Source organism: Micromonospora sp. NRRL B-16802, from assembly GCF_001279555.1.
Classification (GTDB): Bacteria; Actinomycetota; Actinomycetes; order Mycobacteriales; family Micromonosporaceae; genus Micromonospora; species Micromonospora profundi.
Genome location: NZ_LGEB01000001.1, coordinates 260,925 through 277,636 on the forward strand (window position 1 = coordinate 260,925; position 16,712 = coordinate 277,636).

The window sequence follows — 16,712 nt, forward strand, 5'->3', positions numbered from 1 at the left end:
GCGTCGGCCCGTGTTACTTCGCGCCGGGTAGGCGGCCCGCGCAGCGCATGTCCGGGTCGGTAAGCGGTCGTCGGGGCATCATCCACTCCAGGGCGGTCTCCTCCACTGGCCAGCCGCGCACCGACACCAGGCTGTAGGGCGCCGCTGCCGCCTGCGGGCAGAGGACCTGCGACTGGACCTGGCCGTTCGGCAGGAACCGCACACCGGCGGTTTGGTCCAGCACGATCGTCGACGTGTCGGTGACAGTGATGAGCGCCCCGAGCACCACCTCCGTACCGGCCCCGCTGGCCGGCGGCGGGGCCGCCGTGAGATCTGGCGGCGGGCTCGCCGTCGGGTCCGGGGCCTCCGTGCGCGGCGTCCCGACCGCCGCCTTCGGCGCCACCTCGATCGCGGCGGTGGGCAGCAGCGGCACCCGGAGGAAGACCGCGCCCATCACCAGCGGAAGCACGGCGGCGACAGTGAACGCCAGACCGTGGGTCAGCGCCGGGGCGATCCAGCCGGGGATCGGGCCGGTGACCACCACTGTGGTGACGGGTGGCACCGCCAGCAGCGCCGCGGTGGCCCACTCGCCCTCCCGGAGCGCCGTCCAGATCGCCGGACCCAGCAGGCTGTACGCCAGGATCGCCGCCGCCAGCGGCAGCGCCACACTGACCAGCAGGATCCGCGTCGGTTCCTGCGGGTGCAGGTAGCGGGTGCGCAGCGCGAGCAGCCACAGACCCAGCATCAGCAGCGCCGGCAGGAAACGCAGCTGCCAGGTGAGCGCCCCCAGCGCGACAGCGGCGGTGAGCACCCAACCGGGGGTACGCGCCGTCAGGGAAGCCAGCAGCGACCGTTCCGGGTCGAAACGGTCAGGGGCGCTGAGCCGGAGCAGTCGGCCGAGCACCCCGAACGTCAACACGACAACGGGGAACGCCCACACCAGGGCGATCAACAGGGCGCTGAGCAGACCGAGCGGGCTCACGTACTGCACAAGCAGCAGCATCGTGGACATGTCCTGCCGGCTGAGCTGCCACAGCCGCAGCACCAGGAGCAGGACGGGGAATGTGGGCAGGAGGGTCAGCAGCCACTGCTGCGCCTGCCGCGCCCCCGCCATCCGACGCGGACGGCCCGCGTTGGCGGGGTTGCTGGCGATCCGGGGTGCGCCGGGGCGGGTTGTGCGATCCTCTCCCACGGCCACTGTCGCACCTCCACCTTCCTCGCCTCGGGTTGCTGCTGTTCCGCGACCGGCTGCGGGAGGTTGTATCCCTGCTGCCAGCGGAGGTTGGTGTTGTACGCGTCCTCCCAGGTCGAGTCCTCCTCGTCGTTGGCCGAGACGTAGAGCGCGAGGTCGACAAGGTCGCGCAGCGCCTTGTTGGGGCCGGTGTTGATACCCCACCTCTCCTGGGGCGACGAGCCGATGTCCCAGTGCTGCAAGGGCTTGACGTTGCGGAGCGTGACCGGGAAGCGCTGACCGCTGTCGTCGGGCCGGTCGCCGGTGACGAAGCCGGCGAGGATCGCAGCGTCGGTGGTGACCGCCTCGACCGTGCCGTCGTACAGCATCTGGATGCACTCGCTGATCCGGTTGCGGCCTGTCGGCTTGGCGCCGGCCTCACCGAGGCGCTGGATGGACGTCGACGTGGTGAGCGAGCACACCGTCCGCCCGCTCAGGTCCTCCAGGCTGCTCACCTGGCCCTTGAAGCTCTTCAAGGTCACCACCGACTGCTCGGTGTGCAGGTACGAGGAGGAGAAGACAGCGCCCTCGTCCACGCGCTTGTCGTTGATGCTGTACGAGGCGATGACCAGGTCGACAGTGACGAAGCCGTCGTTGTCGCGGGCCTGTCGACGGGCCCGGTCCTCGCTCTCGATCGGCAGGAACCGCACCTGGGAATGATCGAACCCGAGGAACCCGGCGATCATGTAGGCGATGTCGACGTCGAAGCCCTTCCAGACGTTGTTGCCGAAGCGCTGGGAGATGCCGGGCTGGTCGTCCTTCACCCCGATGACGAGCTGTTGCTTACCCTTCATGCCGGCCTGTTCGAGCAGTTCGTCGCGGGTCGGGGGACCGGCGGCGAGCACGATCGGGACAAGGGCCGCCACCAGGACGGCAAGCGCGACAGTGAGCCCCACGAGGCGGATCTGGCGACTCCGGGCGGTGCGTGGCGAGGTGGTGTCCGCCGGGGCTGGCCCGGCGGGGTTCGGTTCGCTTGCCTGACTCAAGTAGGCCTCCCGCTGCGCGGCCTGGTGACCGGCCCTCCATTGTGAGCCCTGGATGCGAGCCGGGGCGACCCGACGCGAGCCGGATTGTCGACTCACATCCGGTGCGCTCCCGGCGGGTCGCACCGACCGGCGTCGCACCGACCGGCGTCGCACGGACCGGCATCGCACCGACCGGCATCGCATTGATCCTCAGAACGGATGACGTCCGCCACGTCGCCCCTCCGGGGCATCGTCCGTCGCGTCAGCGGTGACAGACTGGTCGCCGCAAGCAACGGGGTGGCGTGAGGGAGACGCGGGTGCGCTGGCGCAGTTATGTCGCGGTCGGGGACAGCTTCACCGAGGGAATGGACGACGCGTACCCCGATGGCACCTACCGGGGTTGGGCGGACCTGGTGGCGACCCGGCTGGCGGCCGAGGCCGGCCCCGACTTCCGCTACGCAAACCTGGCCATCCGGGGTCGCCTCTTTCCCAGCGTGGTCGCCGAGCAGGTGCCCGCCGCGGTGGCGATGAAGCCCGACCTGATCAGCTTCGCGGCCGGCGGAAACGACGTGTTGCGCCGCACCTTCGACCCGGAAAGGATCGTCACCCGCTTCGACGACGTGGTTCGCCAACTGCGCTCGGGCGGCGCGGACGTCCTGCTCTTCCGGTTCGCCGACGTGATGGCCCGGCTGCCCGGCCAGCGCCTCGTCGCCCCCCGGGTGGAGTTGCTCAACCAGGCGGTCGGTGAGACCGCCGAGCGGCACGGCGCCATCCTCGTCGACCTGTACGCCGACGACACCTTCCTCAACCCGATGCTCTGGAGCACCGACCGGCTGCACCTGTCCGAGTTCGGGCACCGGCGGGTCGCCGGGCAGGTGTTGAACGCGCTCGGCGTGGGCTGCGACGAGGAGTGGCTGATGGTTCCGCCGCACCCGGCCCCGTCGCCGTGGCTCGCAGCCCGCGCGGCCGACCTGCGCTGGGCCGGCCGGCACCTCGCCCCGTGGATCAAGCGGCGGCTCACCGGCCGCTCGTCCGGCGACACGGTGACCGCGAAGCGTCCGCTGCTCGGGCCGATCGTCGACTGAGCGTGCGCACCCTGCACACCGCGCCCCTGCTGCGGCGTACCCCCGACGGCGAGGCGGTGCCGGGCCACGCCGTGCTTGTCGGTGGCGACCGGGTCGAGGCAGTGGGTCCGCTGGCCGAGTTGATCGAGGCGTACGCCGGTGTGCGTGTTCGCCGTTGGCCAGGCACGCTGGGGCCGGGGTTGACGCACGACGGGCCACTGCCCATGGCGCCCACCCCGCGCGAGCGGGTGCACGCGCTGTTGCGGCACGGGGTGACGACGGTGCTGGCCGAGCACCTGACCGACCCGGTGCTGCGGGCCGCCGTCGACAGAAGTGACCTGCTCGTGCTGTCCGCACCCGTGCCGCCGCACCTGCATCCAGGTGGACGGGCCGACCTGGCGGTGCACGACGCCGACGGCACCTGCCTGGTGACAGTGGCCGCCGGCCGGATCGTGCACCGACGCGCCTGAAAGGGATCGCCGAACGTCCTTCCCGGTGGATAACATCCGCTGCCCCCGTCGATCGAGCACGGGGACAATCGGGGAAAGGTGGATGAGGGATGACCCTCATACCTGGTACGACATCGCCCCGCTCACCGGGGCGTCCCTTGTTGGCCGCCACACTGTCGATGCTGGTGGCCGTCGGGATGGTGGTCGTCTCGACCGCCACGCCGGCCGCCGCGTACGACGTGCGCTTCGAGAACAACACCTCCTGGGCCTGGACCGACTCCGAGCGGCCAAAGAAGATCAACATCGATGAGGCCGGCGACGTGTCCGTCGGCACCTGGCTCGACAGCAAGCGGCGTCCGCACACCTCGCGGGCGTACTTCACCTTCGACATCACCGCCTACCGCGGTGCGGTCATCGAACTCGCCAAGTTCAATGCGAAGGAGACCGGGGCGGGCGACTGCGCCAAGCGGCCCGAGGTGGAGCTGTGGCGCACGGAGCCGTACATCTCCCGCTCCAGTTGGGCGAAGCCCCCGGTCGACCTGGCGCGGATCGACGCCACGGCGATGCCTGCCCAGTCCGGGTGCCCGGCGCCCTACGTCGGGTTCGACGCCACGGAAGGGCTGCGTCAGGCCCTCGCCGAGGGCAAGTCGACGCTCACCCTCTCGCTCCGGCTCCCGGTCGAGGTCGAGAAGGACCCGACGTTGGCCCGGAAGTATGCGAGCCAGGTCGGCCTCTCCATCGACCACAACTACCCGCCGGGTGTGCCGACCGATCTGCAGACGGCGAAGGGCACGAACTGCACGGTCGCCGAGCCGTACCAGGTGCTGCCGTTCCGACAGCTGGATCTCTCGGCGGTCCTGCACGACAAGGATCTCACCGACACCGGCGGGACGGACGAGCTCACCGCGACGTTCGCACTCTGGCCGGTCGACGAGCCGGACGCCCGGGTGGAACGCATCGATTTCTCCCGCGACGGTCAGCGGGCGGTGGGCCGGTACCGGGATATTCCCTCCCTGTTCGAGCACGACCGGGTCTACGCCTGGCAGGTGCGCGCGGCGGACAGCCGGGCCACCGGTGAGTGGAGTCCGGTCTGCTACTTCCGTACCGACTACGAGGGTCCGGCAACGGCACCGACCGTCTCCTCCACCGACTTCCCGGTCGACGGAACGCCGGCACCCGCGCTGTCGGGGACGTTCACCTTCGACGCCGAAGGCACGTCGGACGTAGCCGGATTCGCCTACCAGCTCAACGCCGGTGCTCCCGGCAAGGTGACCGCCGACCGACCCGGCGGCTCGGCCACGGTGACGCTGAACCCCCGCAGCGGCCCGAACACTATCCAGGTGTGGAGCCTGGATGCCGTTGGCAACCAGTCTCCGGTCACCAACTACCAATTCTCGGCTGCCTACACCGCGCCGACCATCTCCGCGACCGTCTACCAGGAGTTCACCGAAGGCGGTGGGCCCGGCGTGCCCGGGGTGTTCACATTCACCCCGGTTGTGCCCGGCACGGTCAGCTACCGCTACTCCTTCAACGACCAGGCCGGCACCGTGCCGGCCAACGCCGACGGCAGCGCGTCGGTGACCTGGATGCCGACGGAGGCCGGCTGGTTCCTGCTCGAAGTCGTCGGCGTCAACCAGGACGGCATCGAGACCGCGGCAGCCCTCTGGATCTTCGGGGTCGCTGAGCAGCCCGCAGCCAGTTAGAGCCAGTGTGAAGCCCGGCCCGTCACCCTGCCCGGGTGGTGGGCCGGGCGCGTTCTCGGCCACACCTGTGGCCCTCGATGCTCGATGGCGGGCCGTCCGGCCGTGGAGCGGCGTACCTTGGGGATCATGTCTGTGCCGAACGATCCTGATCCCCGCCTCCAGTCGTACGCGGACCCGCAGCGGCTGGTCACCACCGAGTGGCTGGCCGAGCACCTGGGCGACGATGGCCTCGTCGTGGTCGAGTCCGACGAGGACGTGCTGCTCTACGAATCCGGGCACATCCCCGGCGCCGTGAAGGTCGACTGGCACCTCGACCTGAACGACCAGGTGACCCGGGACTACCTCGATGCCACGCGCTTCGCCGAGATGTGCGCCGCCAAGGGCATTGGCCGGGGCGACACTGTCGTCTTCTACGGCGACAACTTCAACTGGTGGGCCGCGTACGCCCTCTGGGTGTTCTCGCTCTTCGGCCACGTCGATGTGCGACTGCTCGACGGCGGCCGGCAGAAGTGGGTCGCCGAGGGGCGCGAGCTGACCCGTGACAAGCCGAACCGGCCGCGCGCCGACTACCCGGTGCCGCTGCGCGACGACGCGCCGCTGCGGGCGTTCCGCGAGCAGGTGATGGCGCACATCGCCGTCGGACGGCCGCTCGTCGACGTCCGGTCCCCGGGGGAGTACACGGGCGAGATGCTGCACATGCCGGACTACCCGCAGGAGGGCGCGCTGCGCGGCGGGCACATCCCGGGCGCTGTCAACAAGCCGTGGAAGTCCGCCGCGAACGAGGACGGCACGTTCCGGTCCGCCGACGAGCTGCGCGCCATCTACGCCGACCAGCTCGGGCTCAGCCCGGACGACGACGTGATCGCGTACTGCCGGATCGGCGAGCGGTCCAGCCACACCTGGTTCGTGCTGCGGCACCTGCTGGGCTACCCGCAGGTGCGCAACTACGACGGTTCGTGGACCGAGTGGGGCAACCTGGTCCGGGCACCTGTCGTGAAGGGTGACCAGCCCGGCGGTATCGCCGCCTGAACAAGCCCGCCGCGTGGGCGGACACGTGCACGACCCGGCCGGCTGAGCGCTGTCACGCGCCAGCCGGCCGGACGCACGAGGGCGCCAGCCGGCCGGACGCACGAGCGGGTCAGCCGGGCGTGCGAGCGGTCAGCCGGCCAGCGCCACGATGCCGGCGCGGTCGCGGAGCACGCCAGTGATCTCGCCGGTCTCCGGGTGCCACCGTGCCAGGCCCGCCGGTTCGAGGCGGAGCAGCACGGCACCCTGCTTGTCCCAGCCCAGCACCTCGCAGCAGCCCTTCGCCCGGTCCCGGCCGAGGTCGAGCACGTGGGCCACCGCGCCTGTGCGGGCGTCCAGCACCGCCACTCCCTCGGCGCCGTCGATTCTGTCGTTGGTGATCCAGGCAGCGCGGGCCACCCGGTCGCCGTGCAGCCAGCCCCGGCCGTAGAACTCGTTCACCTGGTAGGGGGCGGGCAGCAGTTCGCCAGTGACGCGTTCTTCGGAGCGGAGTGCGCCCTCGCGGGCGGTCCGGCTGCGCAACGTCAGGCCGTCCCGCTGGCCGCCCGTCTCGATCAGCGCGGCCTCGCGTCCCGCCTCCGGGTCGGGTACCGCCAGGTCCCAGGCCGACACGTCGATGGTGCTCGCCGCCTCGGTGTCGCGCTGCACCGCGTACGTCCGGCCGTCGCCGCCGACAAGCACCCGGTCGTTCGCCCAGACCACCAACTCCAGGTAGCCGTCGAGCGGGACGCGACGTACGCCCGCCTTGGTGAGGTCGACCATGACCAGCTCGTTGGTCTGCGCGAAGGCGGCCCACCGGCCGTCCGGCGACAGCACGCCCGGTTTCACGGCGGGCGCCTCGTTGCCGTCCCGGTCCCGGGTTGGCGCCAGCGTCACCACGTCGAGACTGCGCACCACGCCGTCGTCGCCGAGGACCCGGACCGGGCCGTCCGCGCGGTACTGGTCGTCAAGGGGTTGGTACAGCGCCAGCGCCCGCTGGACCGGACGCTCGGACAGCCGCACTGTCGCCTGGTCACCGAGCCGCGACAGCGGATCGGGTGGGTAGGTCAGCTCCGCCGGCGGGTGCTGCACGGGACCAGCGTGGGTCGCCTCGACGGTCGGTGTCACAGGGTGTCCCGGCGGCGGGCTGGCGGGCGGGCGCAGCGCGGCCACGGTGCCGCCGCCGACGAGCGCCACGGCCATGACGACCGCGCCGACAGTCCTCCGGGTACGCCGGGTACGCCGTGCCCGATCCCAGCCTGCCGACGCCGGTTGGCTGGGTAGGACGTCCTCGACGCTGACGGTGAGCAGTCGTCGCAGGTCCTGTTCGTTCACGGGTTCACCTCCACACCGGTTGCCAGGTCGCCCGAGTGCGCTCGGGTGGGCGGGGCGAGGTCCGGTGCCACCTCGCGGAGTCGGCGCAGGGCGCTGTGGCACTGGCTCTTCACGGTGCCGACTGTCACGCCGAGCGCTTCGGCAGTGGCGACCTCGGTCAGGTCCTCGTAGTAGCGCAGGACCAGGACGGCCCGCTGCCGGGGCGGGAGTTGTCCCAGCGCGTCGTGCAGCGCCAGCCGCAGCGCGCCGTCGCGGTCGCGGGTCGCCTGGTCCGGCGGCGCGGCGCTCAGCCACTCCCGGCGTCGACGACGCCACCAGGACACGGCGTCGCGGTAGAGGATGGCCCGCACGTAGGCGGCGGGGTCGCCGTCGCGTACCGAGGTCCAGCGCAGCGCCAGCTTCAGCAGGGCGTCCTGGAGGAGGTCCTCGGCCTGGTGTCGATTACCGCAGATCAGGTACGCCGCGCGGAGCAGCCGGTGCTGGTGGCTCTCCACGAAGGCGAGGTAGCCGTCGCGGCCGTCGTTCGCCGTCGGTGCCATCCGCCCCCCTCCCGGCTGTCGCGGTGCGTCACCTGGCAGACGCATGGCGAGGGGCAAAAGGTTGGGTCAGTTCTCGACCCGCCCGGTCAGGTAGCGCTGGAGGGTCGGTGCGATCCAGGAAACCAGTTCCTCCGGTGCCAGGTCCACCATGGGCGGCAGGCGAACGATGTAGCGGGTGAAGGCGAGGCCGAGGATCTGGCTGGCGACCAGGCCGGCGCGGCGGCCGGTTGTCGCCGGGTCGGTGCCGAAGGTGGCAACGGCCGCGGTGAGCTGGTCGGCGAAGATCCCGCGCATGCGTTCGGCAGCGCCCGGGTTGGTGCTGGCGGCCCGCAGCAGCGCCACCAGTGTCTCGTCGCCCTCCCAGCGGGTGAGGAAGTGCCGGACCAGCGTCTCGCCCAGTTGCCCGGCCGGTACGGCGGTGAGGTCGGGCAGCCGCAGGTCGAATTCGGCAGCCGCCGCGAACAGCCCCTCCTTGCTGCCGTAGTAGCGCATGACCATCGACGGGTCGATCTTCGCGTCGGCGGCGATGGCCCGGATCGTGGCCCGTTCGTACCCGTCGGCGGCGAACCGCTCCCGGGCGGCTCGCAGGATCGCCGCGCGGGTGGTGTCCGAGCGGCGGGGTTGGGTCCGGGGCGCCGTCTCTGTCATGTCAACGACCGTATGCCAACGCTTGTTGACACTCAAGGGGCACCAGCCCTAACGTTGCCAACAAGTGTTTGCCAACGGTCGTTGGCAAACCGAACCGGAGGTGGCCATGAGCACCGACGTTCTGGTGGTGGGAGCAGGCCCCACCGGCCTCGCCACCGCACTGACGCTGGCCCGCCGCGGCGTCGACGTGACAGTGCTCGACCAACAGGCCGAGCCGCCCATGACCTCCCGCGCGGCGGTCGTGCACGCGTACACCCTTGAGGTGCTGGACCTGGTCGGCGCCGCAGCGCCGCTTGTCGCCCAGGGTGTGCGGTCGCCGGGCTTCACAGTGCGCGACCGGGACCGGGTGCTCCTGAGAGTTCCGTTCCACGACCTGCCGTCCCGCTTTCCCTACGCGCTGCTGGTCTCCCAGTCCGTCACCGAGGAGGTGCTCGCCGGGCAGCTGGCCGACCTCGGCGTGCGGGTGCGGCGACCGAGCCGGCTGACCGGCCTTGCCCGGACCGGCGACGGGGTGCTCGCGCAGGTGGACGGGGAGCCTCTGCGCGCCCGGTACGTGGTCGGCGCGGACGGCCTGCACAGCACCGTGAGGCAGGCCGCCGGCATCGGCTTCACAGGCCCCAGCGACCTGGAGTCCTTCGCGCTCGCCGACGTGCGGGTGGACAGCTCGCTGCCGTGCGACGAGGTGGCCCTCTTCCTCGCCCGTTCCGGACCGCTGGTCTGGGCGCCCCTCCCGGACGGGGTGGTCCGGCTTGTCGCTGCCGTGCCGACGCCGCCGACAGACCCGGACCGGGCGTACCTCCAGGCACTGCTCGACGAACGGGGCCCGGCGCGGCGGCCCGACCGGGTGACCGACGTGCTCTGGGGCTCCCGCTTCCGGGTGCACCACCGGATCGCCGACACCTTCCGCTCCGGGCCGGTGCTGCTGGCCGGCGACTCCGGACACGTCCACAGCCCCGCCGGTGGGCAGGGCATGAACCTCGGCATCTGCGACGCGGTCGCCGCCGGTACCGCGCTGGCCGACGTGCTCGCCGGCGGTTCGGAGACGTTGCTCGACGACTACAGCGCCCGCCAGCGCCCGATGGCCGAGGACGTGCTGAGCCTCGCCGCCGGCCTGACCCGGCTGGCGACCGCCTCCCCGGTGCGCCGGCCGGCCCGCGATGTGCTGCTCCGGCTGATCGGCGCAGTGCCGCCGGTCCGCCGGAATGTCGCACTGCGCCTGTCCGGGCTGTCCCACAGGGAACGGACCCCGGGCTAGTCTGCGCCGATGGATCAGGTCTGGCGGGACTGGTGCGCCGTGCTGTTCACCGTGCTGGCCGGCCTTGCGCTGCTGGCCCTTGTCATCGTGCGCCTCGCCCGCGCGCGGCGGGAACCGTCGGACCGCGCGGCACGGCGACGCGGCGTCGCCGAGGTGGGCGCCGTCGCCGGCACCCTGCCCTGGGTGTGGATGACCCTCGCGCCGCGTCCCGCCCCCCGCGACGTCCACCTGGTGCCGCTGCGCGACCTGGCCGACCTGCTCACCGCCCCGCCGGCGACCGCCGTGGTGCAGGTGGTCGGCAACCTGCTGGTCTTCGCCGCGTTGGGCTTCTTCGCCCCGGTACGCTTCGCCGCCCTCGCCAGCGTCAGCAGGCTCTTCCTGCTCGGTGCCGCCGGTTCCCTGGTCATCGAGTTCCTCCAGTACGCGCTGGACCTCGGTCGGGTGTCCTCAGTGGATGACGTGCTGCTCAACGCGACGGGTGCGGCACTGGCCGGGCTTCTGTCGCGTCGCTGGTGGGCGCGACCGTCGGCGTCGGTGCGGCCGGCCGTAGTGCCCACCACGCCGCCAGTGTGACAAGTGCGAACGTGCCCGCTGCCCCGCCCATCACCGGCACCGTCCCGTACGCGGCGGCCACAAACCCGGCCAGCGCCGCCCCGACCGGAGCGGTGAGCAGACCGACCATCCGCTGGGCGGCACCCACCCGTCCGAGCAGCCCACTCGGCACCTGCTGCTGCCCGTACGACGCCCACAGGCTGTTCCACACCACAGTGCCGGCGGCGAAGACGGCCAAGGCGATCCCGCCCGACACCGGGTGCCGGGCCAGCGCGAACCCGGCGAGCGCGACGGTCTCCGCGGCGAGCACAACGAGCAGCGCGGACACCGTGCCGAGCCGGGCGGCGAGCCGGCCCGCCCCGAGCGCCCCCGTCAAGCCGCCCACGATGGCGGCCGCTGTGAACAACCCGTACCCGGCAGGCGGGACCCGCAGCACGTCCAGCGCGTAGAGCACCTGCACCGCCACGATGCCGCTGATCGCCAGGTTGCTCGCGGCCGTGAGCAGCGTGACCCGCCACAGTGTCCGGTGACCCCGCAGCCATCGCACTCCCTCGGCGATCTCGTTCCACACCGAGCCACGCCTCGGCGGCGTCGCCGAGGCCACGGCGGGAGGCGGGCTCAGCGCCAGCACGAGCAGGGCGGCCGCGGCGAAGCTGACGGCGTCGACGGCAAAGGGGAGCGCGGGGGCGACGGCGAACAGGATGCCGGCAGCCGGCGCGCCGAGGAAGCCGCCAGCCACAGCGCTTCCGGCCTGTAGCCGCCCGTTCGCGCGGGCCAGCGCGTCCGGCGGAACCACCATGGGCAGCATCGCGAACGAGGCCGAGTCGAAGAGCGTCCCCAGCGTGGCGAGGACGAACGCCGCCACAAGCAGCACCACGACGGGCGACCGGTCGAGGGCGACCGCCACGGCCAGGGCCGCGACCACCACTGCGCGTACCCCGTCGACAAGCGCCATGGCCCGACGCCGGTCCCAGCGGTCCGCGTACACGCCGCCGAGCAGGCCGAACAGCAGCGGCGGCAACAGCCCGGCCACTGCGACCGCCGCGATGACCCGGGGATCACGGGTCACCGTCGCGGCCAGCAGAGCCAGAGCGGGGGTACGCAGCGCGTCGCCGAACCGGGACGAGACAGCGGCCGACCACAGGAGCCGGAAATCCCGGCCCAGAGCGGAGGAGGTCATGCCGGCGACCGTGCCGGTTCGACAGGGTCGAGGGTCAAGCCGCCGGTGGCGAAAAGGGGGGCCGCGCCGGCCCGTGAACGTCGGTACGGTGAGCGCCGGCACCGGGATCGGGGAGAAATCAGGCGTGGACCACACCTTCCAGGTCGACCTACGCGGCGTGGTCGACCTGCTCAGTCATCACCTCTACGGCAGCCCACGGGTCTACGTCCGTGAGCTGCTGCAGAACGCGGTGGACGCGATCACCGCGCGACGTGCCGCAGACCCGGAAGCGCCCGCGCTGATCCGCATCGAGCCACCGGAGCGCACCGGTGACGGCACCCTGCGAATCCACGACACAGGAATCGGTCTGACCGAGGCGCAGGTGCACGAACTGCTGGCCACCATCGGCCGCAGCTCGAAGCGCGACGAGCTGGGCTTCTCCCGGCACGAGTTCCTCGGCCAGTTCGGCATCGGTCTGCTCTCCTGCTTCCTGGTGGCCGACGAGATCCACGTGCTCACCCGGCACGGCGACAACCCGACGGTCCGCTGGACCGGGTACGCCGACGGCCGCTACGCGGTTACCGTGGCGCCGACCGAGGCCGCCCGTGCCGAGCCGGGCACCACTGTCACGCTTGTGCCCCGCCAGGACGCCGACCAGTGGTTCACCACTCCGACGGTCACCGACCTCGCGCGGCTCTTCGGTTCGCTGCTGCCGGTCACCGTCCGGGTCGGCGACGTGGTCACCACCACCGGCGAACCGCCGTGGCCGACCACGCCCGGCGCACCACTGGACCGCGCCGCGCTTGTCGGGTACGCCCGGGAGACGCTCGGTGTGGACCCGTTCGACGTGCTGCCGCTCGCCGTGCCGGAGGCCGGGCTGACAGGTGTCGCCTTCATCCTGCCCACCCCGGTGAACCCGGCGGCCCGGGCCGGGCACCGGGTCTACCTCAAGCGGATGCTGCTCACCGAGACCGCCGACGGGCTGCTGCCGGACTGGGCGTTCTTCGCGCACTGCGTTGTGGACGCGACCGAGCTGCGCCCCACCGCAAGCCGGGAGGCCCTCTATGAGGACACCCTGCTGACGGCGACCCGGGAGGCGCTCGGCGACCAGGTCCGGGGTTGGCTTGTCCGGTTGGCGCGGCACGAGCCGCGCCGGCTTGCCGAGTTCCTCCAGGTGCACCACCTCGGGGTGAAGGCGCTGGCGTTGCACGACGACGAGATGCTGCGGCTTGTCGACAGGTGGTGGCCGATGGACACCAACGTCGGCACGCTCACCCTCGCCGAGTTCCGGGAGCGCTACGGCGTGGTCCGCTACGCGGCGAGCCTCGACGAGTTCCGCCAGCTCGCCGCGGTGGCCGCCGCGCAGGACCTGGCGGTGGTGAACGCCGGCTACACGTACGACACCGAGTTGATCGAGCGGTTGCCGGTGGTGGACCGCACGGTGTTGATCGAGCGGTTGGAGCCGAGCGACCTCACGACCCGTTTCGAGGCACTGGACCCGCAGGTGGAGTTGGCGTTGCGGCCGTTCCTCACCGCCGCGCAGCGGGCCGTCGAGCGTTCCGGCTGCGAGGTGGTCGTCCGGGCGTACGACCCGGTTTCGCTGCCCGCGCTCTACCTGGTCAGCCGGTCGGCGGCGTTCAACGACCAGCTCGCCGCCAGCCGGGACCGGGCCGACGAGCTGTGGGGCGGCGTGCTCGACGCTCTCGCCGCGACCGCCCCGCCGGACCGCCCGCAACTGGTGCTCAACCATCGCAACCCGCTGGTACGCCGGGTGGCCATGCTCAGCGACCCGGAGCTTGTGGGGCTCGCCGTCGAGGCGCTGTACGGGCAGGCGTTGCTGCTCGGCCACCATCCGATCCGCGCGGCCGACGCCGCCCTGTTGAACGATTCCTTCCTCGGCCTGCTCGGCCGGGCCGTGCCGGGACGGGAGTGAGCATGAGCGGCGAGGATCTGTGGCGTGTGCTTCGCGGCATCGCCGACATGCCGTACGGGGCGGGGCAGATCGCCGCCCTGGAGCAGTTGCTACGACGGGTGGACGCCGCCGACGACAGGCATCTCGCCTTCGTCACCCGTATGCAGGCCACCACCGGGTACGTCTACGGCGGGGAGCCGGCGAAGTCGTTCGTGACCTTCTCCTGGTGCCTGTCGGAGTTCGATCGTGACCCGCAGCCCTACCACCAGCGGCACCTGCACCAGTTGCTGTGGCACTTCAAGTACATGGTGTCCGGCCTGCTGAAGTTCCCCGAGGTGCCACTGGACCGCACGTACGCGGTGCTCGACGACATGGAGCGGCGCTATCGGGCGGGCGGGCACAGCCTGCAGACCGTCCACAAGCATCGGTTCCGGGTGGCCGACCATGTGGGCGACGCGGAGGCTGCCGCGCACTGGTACCGGCTCTGGCAGACGACCCCCCGCGATGACCTCTCCGACTGCGCGGGCTGTGACCCGACGAGTCAGGTCGGCTACCTCGCCGACACGGGGCGGGACGCGGAGGCTGTGGCGCTTGCCGAGCCGGTGCTCGCCGGCCGGCTCACCTGCACCGAGCAGCCACAGGCGATCCTCACCGCGCTGCTCCTGCCGTACCTGCGGACCGGGCGGGGTGAGGCGGCGCGGGACGCGCACCGGGAGGCGTACCGGCGGCTGCGTGGCAACCTCGCGGACCTGTGGGACATCGGCGATCATGTCGAGTTCTGCACGTTGACCGGAAACGAGGCGCGGGCGGTCGAGCTGATCGAGCGGCACCTGGACTGGCTGGACCGGCCGCCGTCCCCGGCCGCCGCCATGCATTTCGCGGCCGCCGGCGCCGCGGCGCTGCGCCAGGCCGGCGCGTCGACGGTGTACCGCCGGGCAGCCGAGGGCCGGCCGGCGGCCGAGGTGCCGGCGTCGGTGTTGGCCGACGAGCTGGCCGAGACTGCGACCGGGCTGGCCGCCCGCTTCGACGCCCGCAACGGCACCACCCACCAGTCGGAGTGGATCACCCGCAGGCTCGCCGTGCGGCCGAGCGGCGAGCACCTGCCGCTGTCCGCGAGCGTCCGCCGTCGCCCGGCCCGCCCGGCCCGCCCGGCCGGGGCCGACGCGGCGACCGGTGCGTCGTCCTCCGGTGAGCAGGGTAGGGAGGCCCGGGTCGGCGAGCCGCCGGCCGTCCAGCCGCCCGCCGACGCCGGCCCGGACGACCTGCTGGATCTCGCGGAGCTGAGCTGGGGGCGCCACGAGCGGGCCACCTTCCGGGCGGCGCTGGCCGCCTTCGACGACCGGTTCGGCGCTGCCGACCTGCCGGCGGGTACGACAGCACACCGGTTGGCGCTGCGCGCGGCCGAGCGCGGCGACGAGGACGACATCGACGGTGCCATCGAGATCAACCGCGCCGCGCTCAAGCTCTACCGGGAGGCGGCCGAGGAGGTGCCCGCCCAGGTGGTTGCCGGGCGGCTCGGCGTGCTGTTGACGCACTCCGACGAGACCGCCGAGGAAGGGTTGACACTGGTCCGGGAGGCCGTCGAGGTGCTCGACCGGCTCGGTGACGCCGGACAGCGGGCGGCCGGGTACGACCGGCTGGCGTTGGCGCTGCTGCACCGGGAACGGTGGGAGGACGCCCTCGCGGCACTCGACCGGGCACCGGCCGACGCGGGTGGCGACAGTCATCTGGCGACCCGGATCGCGCTGCACCGTGCTCATCTGCTGGAGCAGTTGGACCGCATCGAGGAGGCCCGCGTCGCCGCCGCAGCAGCCCGCCGGATCGCCGAGGAGTTGGGCGTCGGTGAGTTGCAGACGGCTGCCTGCCTGGCGTACGCGCGGACCGTCGACTATCCGGCGGAGGCGGTGGTCGCCTGCGACGAGGCGCTGCGATGGGCGCCGCCGGACGCGGAGCTGCCGGTGCGGGTCGCCAGGGCTCGGGCGCTGCTCGCCGCCGGTCGGGCCGCCGACGCTGTGGACGACTTCGTCGAGGCGGTGACGCTCTGCGTGGAACGGGGCGCCGACGGCGACGCGTTCCTGCGCTGGGAGTTGGCGATCGCGTACCGGACGGTGGGTCGGCTCTCCGAGGCGGCCGAGGTGGCCGAGGAAGCGGTGCTCGGTCTGGCCCGGATGGGTGCCCAGTCGGAGGCGGACCGCTGCCGGCACCTGCTGGCCGGTGTCTACGCCGGGCTCGGTGAGATCGAGCCGGCGCTGGCGCTGCTCGGCCAGTTGGCCGACAACCTGGATGGACCGGACAATCTCCCGCACCGGGGGCAGGTGCTTGAGGAGGCCGGTGGGATCCTCTACGACGCCGACCGGGATGCGGCGGCCGCCGAGCGGTTCGCCGCAGCCGCCACGGCGTACCGACTGGCCGACCTGCGGCTGGACGAGCTGCGGGCCCGCCGACGGGAGGCGTACGCCTGGTTCTGGTCCGATGATCGGCAGGCGGCGCTGCGTACTGTCGAGCTGGTGGACGCGCTGGCGGCGGAGCTGGCCGGGCGGACGGAGCCGGCGGCGACCTACGAGCTGGCGATGGTGGCCGAGGTCGGCGCCCGGGTGCTGACCGGGGAGGACCGACCGGACGAGGCACTGCGACGCATCGCCGGCGTGCCCGACCGGTTGCGGTCGATCGAGGCGTTCGGTGAGGCCATCCAGGTGGAGATCCTGGCCGGCGAGCTGCTGCTGCGCCTGGAACGGCCGGCGGAGGCCGAACCACTCCTGCGCCGCGTGCTCGGTGGGCTCCCCGCCGACTCGCGGCCCGTGCGCCAGACGGCCTGGCTGCTGGCCCGTGCGCTGGACCTGCTGGACCGGCCGACGGAGGCCGCCGCGGTGCGCGCGGAGCACCAGTTGGACGAGGACTGACCGCCACCGGCCGCCC

The 16,712-nt window shown here is 72.4% G+C and carries 14 protein-coding genes; 8 read left to right on the forward strand and 6 right to left on the reverse strand.

Annotated elements, in window-relative coordinates; all coding sequences use genetic code 11:
- Window positions 1-13: 13 nt before the first annotated feature.
- Together ADK66_RS01240 and ADK66_RS01245 are read right to left on the reverse strand one after the other, a co-directional pair.
- On the reverse strand, window positions 14-1,093 hold the full coding sequence (locus tag ADK66_RS01240; RefSeq protein WP_053651734.1) for a hypothetical protein: 1,080 nt from the start codon (window positions 1,091-1,093) through the stop codon (window positions 14-16).
- On the reverse strand, window positions 1,057-2,196 hold the full coding sequence (locus ADK66_RS01245; RefSeq protein ID WP_053651735.1) for a transporter substrate-binding domain-containing protein: 1,140 nt from the start codon (window positions 2,194-2,196) through the stop codon (window positions 1,057-1,059). Before ADK66_RS01245 ends, ADK66_RS01240 begins: the two co-directional genes overlap by 37 nt.
- Window positions 2,197-2,492: 296 nt before the next feature.
- On the opposite strand from ADK66_RS01245, the gene ADK66_RS01250 reads away from it, so the two are divergent.
- From ADK66_RS01250 to ADK66_RS01265, 4 genes are all read left to right on the forward strand, one after another.
- Window positions 2,493-3,260, forward strand: a complete 768-nt coding sequence (locus tag ADK66_RS01250) for an SGNH/GDSL hydrolase family protein (protein ID WP_053652335.1) — start codon at window positions 2,493-2,495, stop codon at window positions 3,258-3,260.
- Window positions 3,261-3,262: 2 nt separating this feature from the next.
- A complete protein-coding gene (locus ADK66_RS01255; RefSeq protein ID WP_053651736.1) occupies window positions 3,263-3,709 on the forward strand; it encodes a hypothetical protein in 447 nt (148 codons plus the stop codon).
- Between the two features lie 89 nt (window positions 3,710-3,798).
- Complete coding sequence (locus ADK66_RS01260) at window positions 3,799-5,391, forward strand: hypothetical protein (RefSeq protein ID WP_157552131.1); 1,593 nt, start codon at window positions 3,799-3,801, stop codon at window positions 5,389-5,391.
- Between the two features lie 126 nt (window positions 5,392-5,517).
- Window positions 5,518-6,420 carry a sulfurtransferase gene (locus ADK66_RS01265; RefSeq protein ID WP_053652336.1) on the forward strand — a complete coding sequence of 301 codons (903 nt, stop codon included), beginning with the start codon at window positions 5,518-5,520 and terminating at the stop codon, window positions 6,418-6,420.
- Window positions 6,421-6,549: 129 nt separating this feature from the next.
- On the opposite strand, the gene ADK66_RS01270 is transcribed toward ADK66_RS01265, so the two are convergent.
- The 3 genes from ADK66_RS01270 to ADK66_RS01280 form a co-directional block, all read right to left on the reverse strand.
- Window positions 6,550-7,731 (reverse strand): hypothetical protein, encoded by a 1,182-nt coding sequence (locus tag ADK66_RS01270; protein ID WP_053651740.1) that lies wholly within the window; start codon window positions 7,729-7,731, stop codon window positions 6,550-6,552.
- The gene (locus tag ADK66_RS01275) at window positions 7,728-8,270 is read right to left on the reverse strand and encodes a SigE family RNA polymerase sigma factor (protein ID WP_053651743.1); all 543 of its coding nucleotides are present in this window, start codon (window positions 8,268-8,270) and stop codon (window positions 7,728-7,730) included. Before ADK66_RS01275 ends, ADK66_RS01270 begins: the two co-directional genes overlap by 4 nt.
- A 66-nt stretch (window positions 8,271-8,336) precedes the next feature.
- A complete protein-coding gene (locus ADK66_RS01280; RefSeq protein ID WP_053651745.1) occupies window positions 8,337-8,918 on the reverse strand; it encodes a TetR family transcriptional regulator in 582 nt (193 codons plus the stop codon).
- A 106-nt stretch (window positions 8,919-9,024) separates the two neighbouring features.
- Between ADK66_RS01280 and ADK66_RS01285 the strand changes: the two genes are divergently transcribed.
- Entirely contained in the window at window positions 9,025-10,173 is a 1,149-nt protein-coding gene (locus ADK66_RS01285) for an FAD-dependent oxidoreductase (protein ID WP_053652337.1), read from the forward strand.
- A gap of 9 nt (window positions 10,174-10,182) precedes the next feature.
- Window positions 10,183-10,746, forward strand: coding sequence for a VanZ family protein (locus ADK66_RS01290; protein ID WP_053651747.1), 564 nt, complete (start codon window positions 10,183-10,185; stop codon window positions 10,744-10,746).
- Here the strand turns inward: ADK66_RS01290 and ADK66_RS01295 are convergent.
- Window positions 10,640-11,905, reverse strand: coding sequence for an MFS transporter (locus ADK66_RS01295; RefSeq protein WP_053651750.1), 1,266 nt, complete (start codon window positions 11,903-11,905; stop codon window positions 10,640-10,642). The two genes, ADK66_RS01290 and ADK66_RS01295, sit on opposite strands and share 107 nt — an antisense overlap.
- A 124-nt stretch (window positions 11,906-12,029) precedes the next feature.
- Here ADK66_RS01295 and ADK66_RS01300 point away from each other — a divergent pair, with 124 nt between their 5' ends.
- Both ADK66_RS01300 and ADK66_RS01305 read left to right on the forward strand, forming a co-directional pair.
- Window positions 12,030-13,817 carry an HSP90 family protein gene (locus tag ADK66_RS01300; protein ID WP_053652338.1) on the forward strand — a complete coding sequence of 596 codons (1,788 nt, stop codon included), beginning with the start codon at window positions 12,030-12,032 and terminating at the stop codon, window positions 13,815-13,817.
- Window positions 13,818-13,819: 2 nt separating this feature from the next.
- The gene (locus ADK66_RS01305) at window positions 13,820-16,696 is read left to right on the forward strand and encodes a hypothetical protein (protein ID WP_053651752.1); all 2,877 of its coding nucleotides are present in this window, start codon (window positions 13,820-13,822) and stop codon (window positions 16,694-16,696) included.
- Window positions 16,697-16,712: the final 16 nt, after the last annotated feature.

Coding starts and splice junctions, on each gene's coding strand:
- ADK66_RS01240 (WP_053651734.1), bottom strand. CDS start 1,093: ATGGCGGGGGCGCGGCAGGCGCAGCAGTGGCTGCTGACCCTCCTGCCC.
- ADK66_RS01260 (WP_157552131.1), top strand. CDS start 3,799: ATGACCCTCATACCTGGTACGACATCGCCCCGCTCACCGGGGCGTCCC.
- ADK66_RS01265 (WP_053652336.1), top strand. CDS start 5,518: ATGTCTGTGCCGAACGATCCTGATCCCCGCCTCCAGTCGTACGCGGAC.
- ADK66_RS01275 (WP_053651743.1), bottom strand. CDS start 8,270: ATGGCACCGACGGCGAACGACGGCCGCGACGGCTACCTCGCCTTCGTG.
- ADK66_RS01280 (WP_053651745.1), bottom strand. CDS start 8,918: ATGACAGAGACGGCGCCCCGGACCCAACCCCGCCGCTCGGACACCACC.
- ADK66_RS01285 (WP_053652337.1), top strand. CDS start 9,025: ATGAGCACCGACGTTCTGGTGGTGGGAGCAGGCCCCACCGGCCTCGCC.
- ADK66_RS01290 (WP_053651747.1), top strand. CDS start 10,183: ATGGATCAGGTCTGGCGGGACTGGTGCGCCGTGCTGTTCACCGTGCTG.
- ADK66_RS01295 (WP_053651750.1), bottom strand. CDS start 11,905: ATGACCTCCTCCGCTCTGGGCCGGGATTTCCGGCTCCTGTGGTCGGCC.
- ADK66_RS01305 (WP_053651752.1), top strand. CDS start 13,820: ATGAGCGGCGAGGATCTGTGGCGTGTGCTTCGCGGCATCGCCGACATG.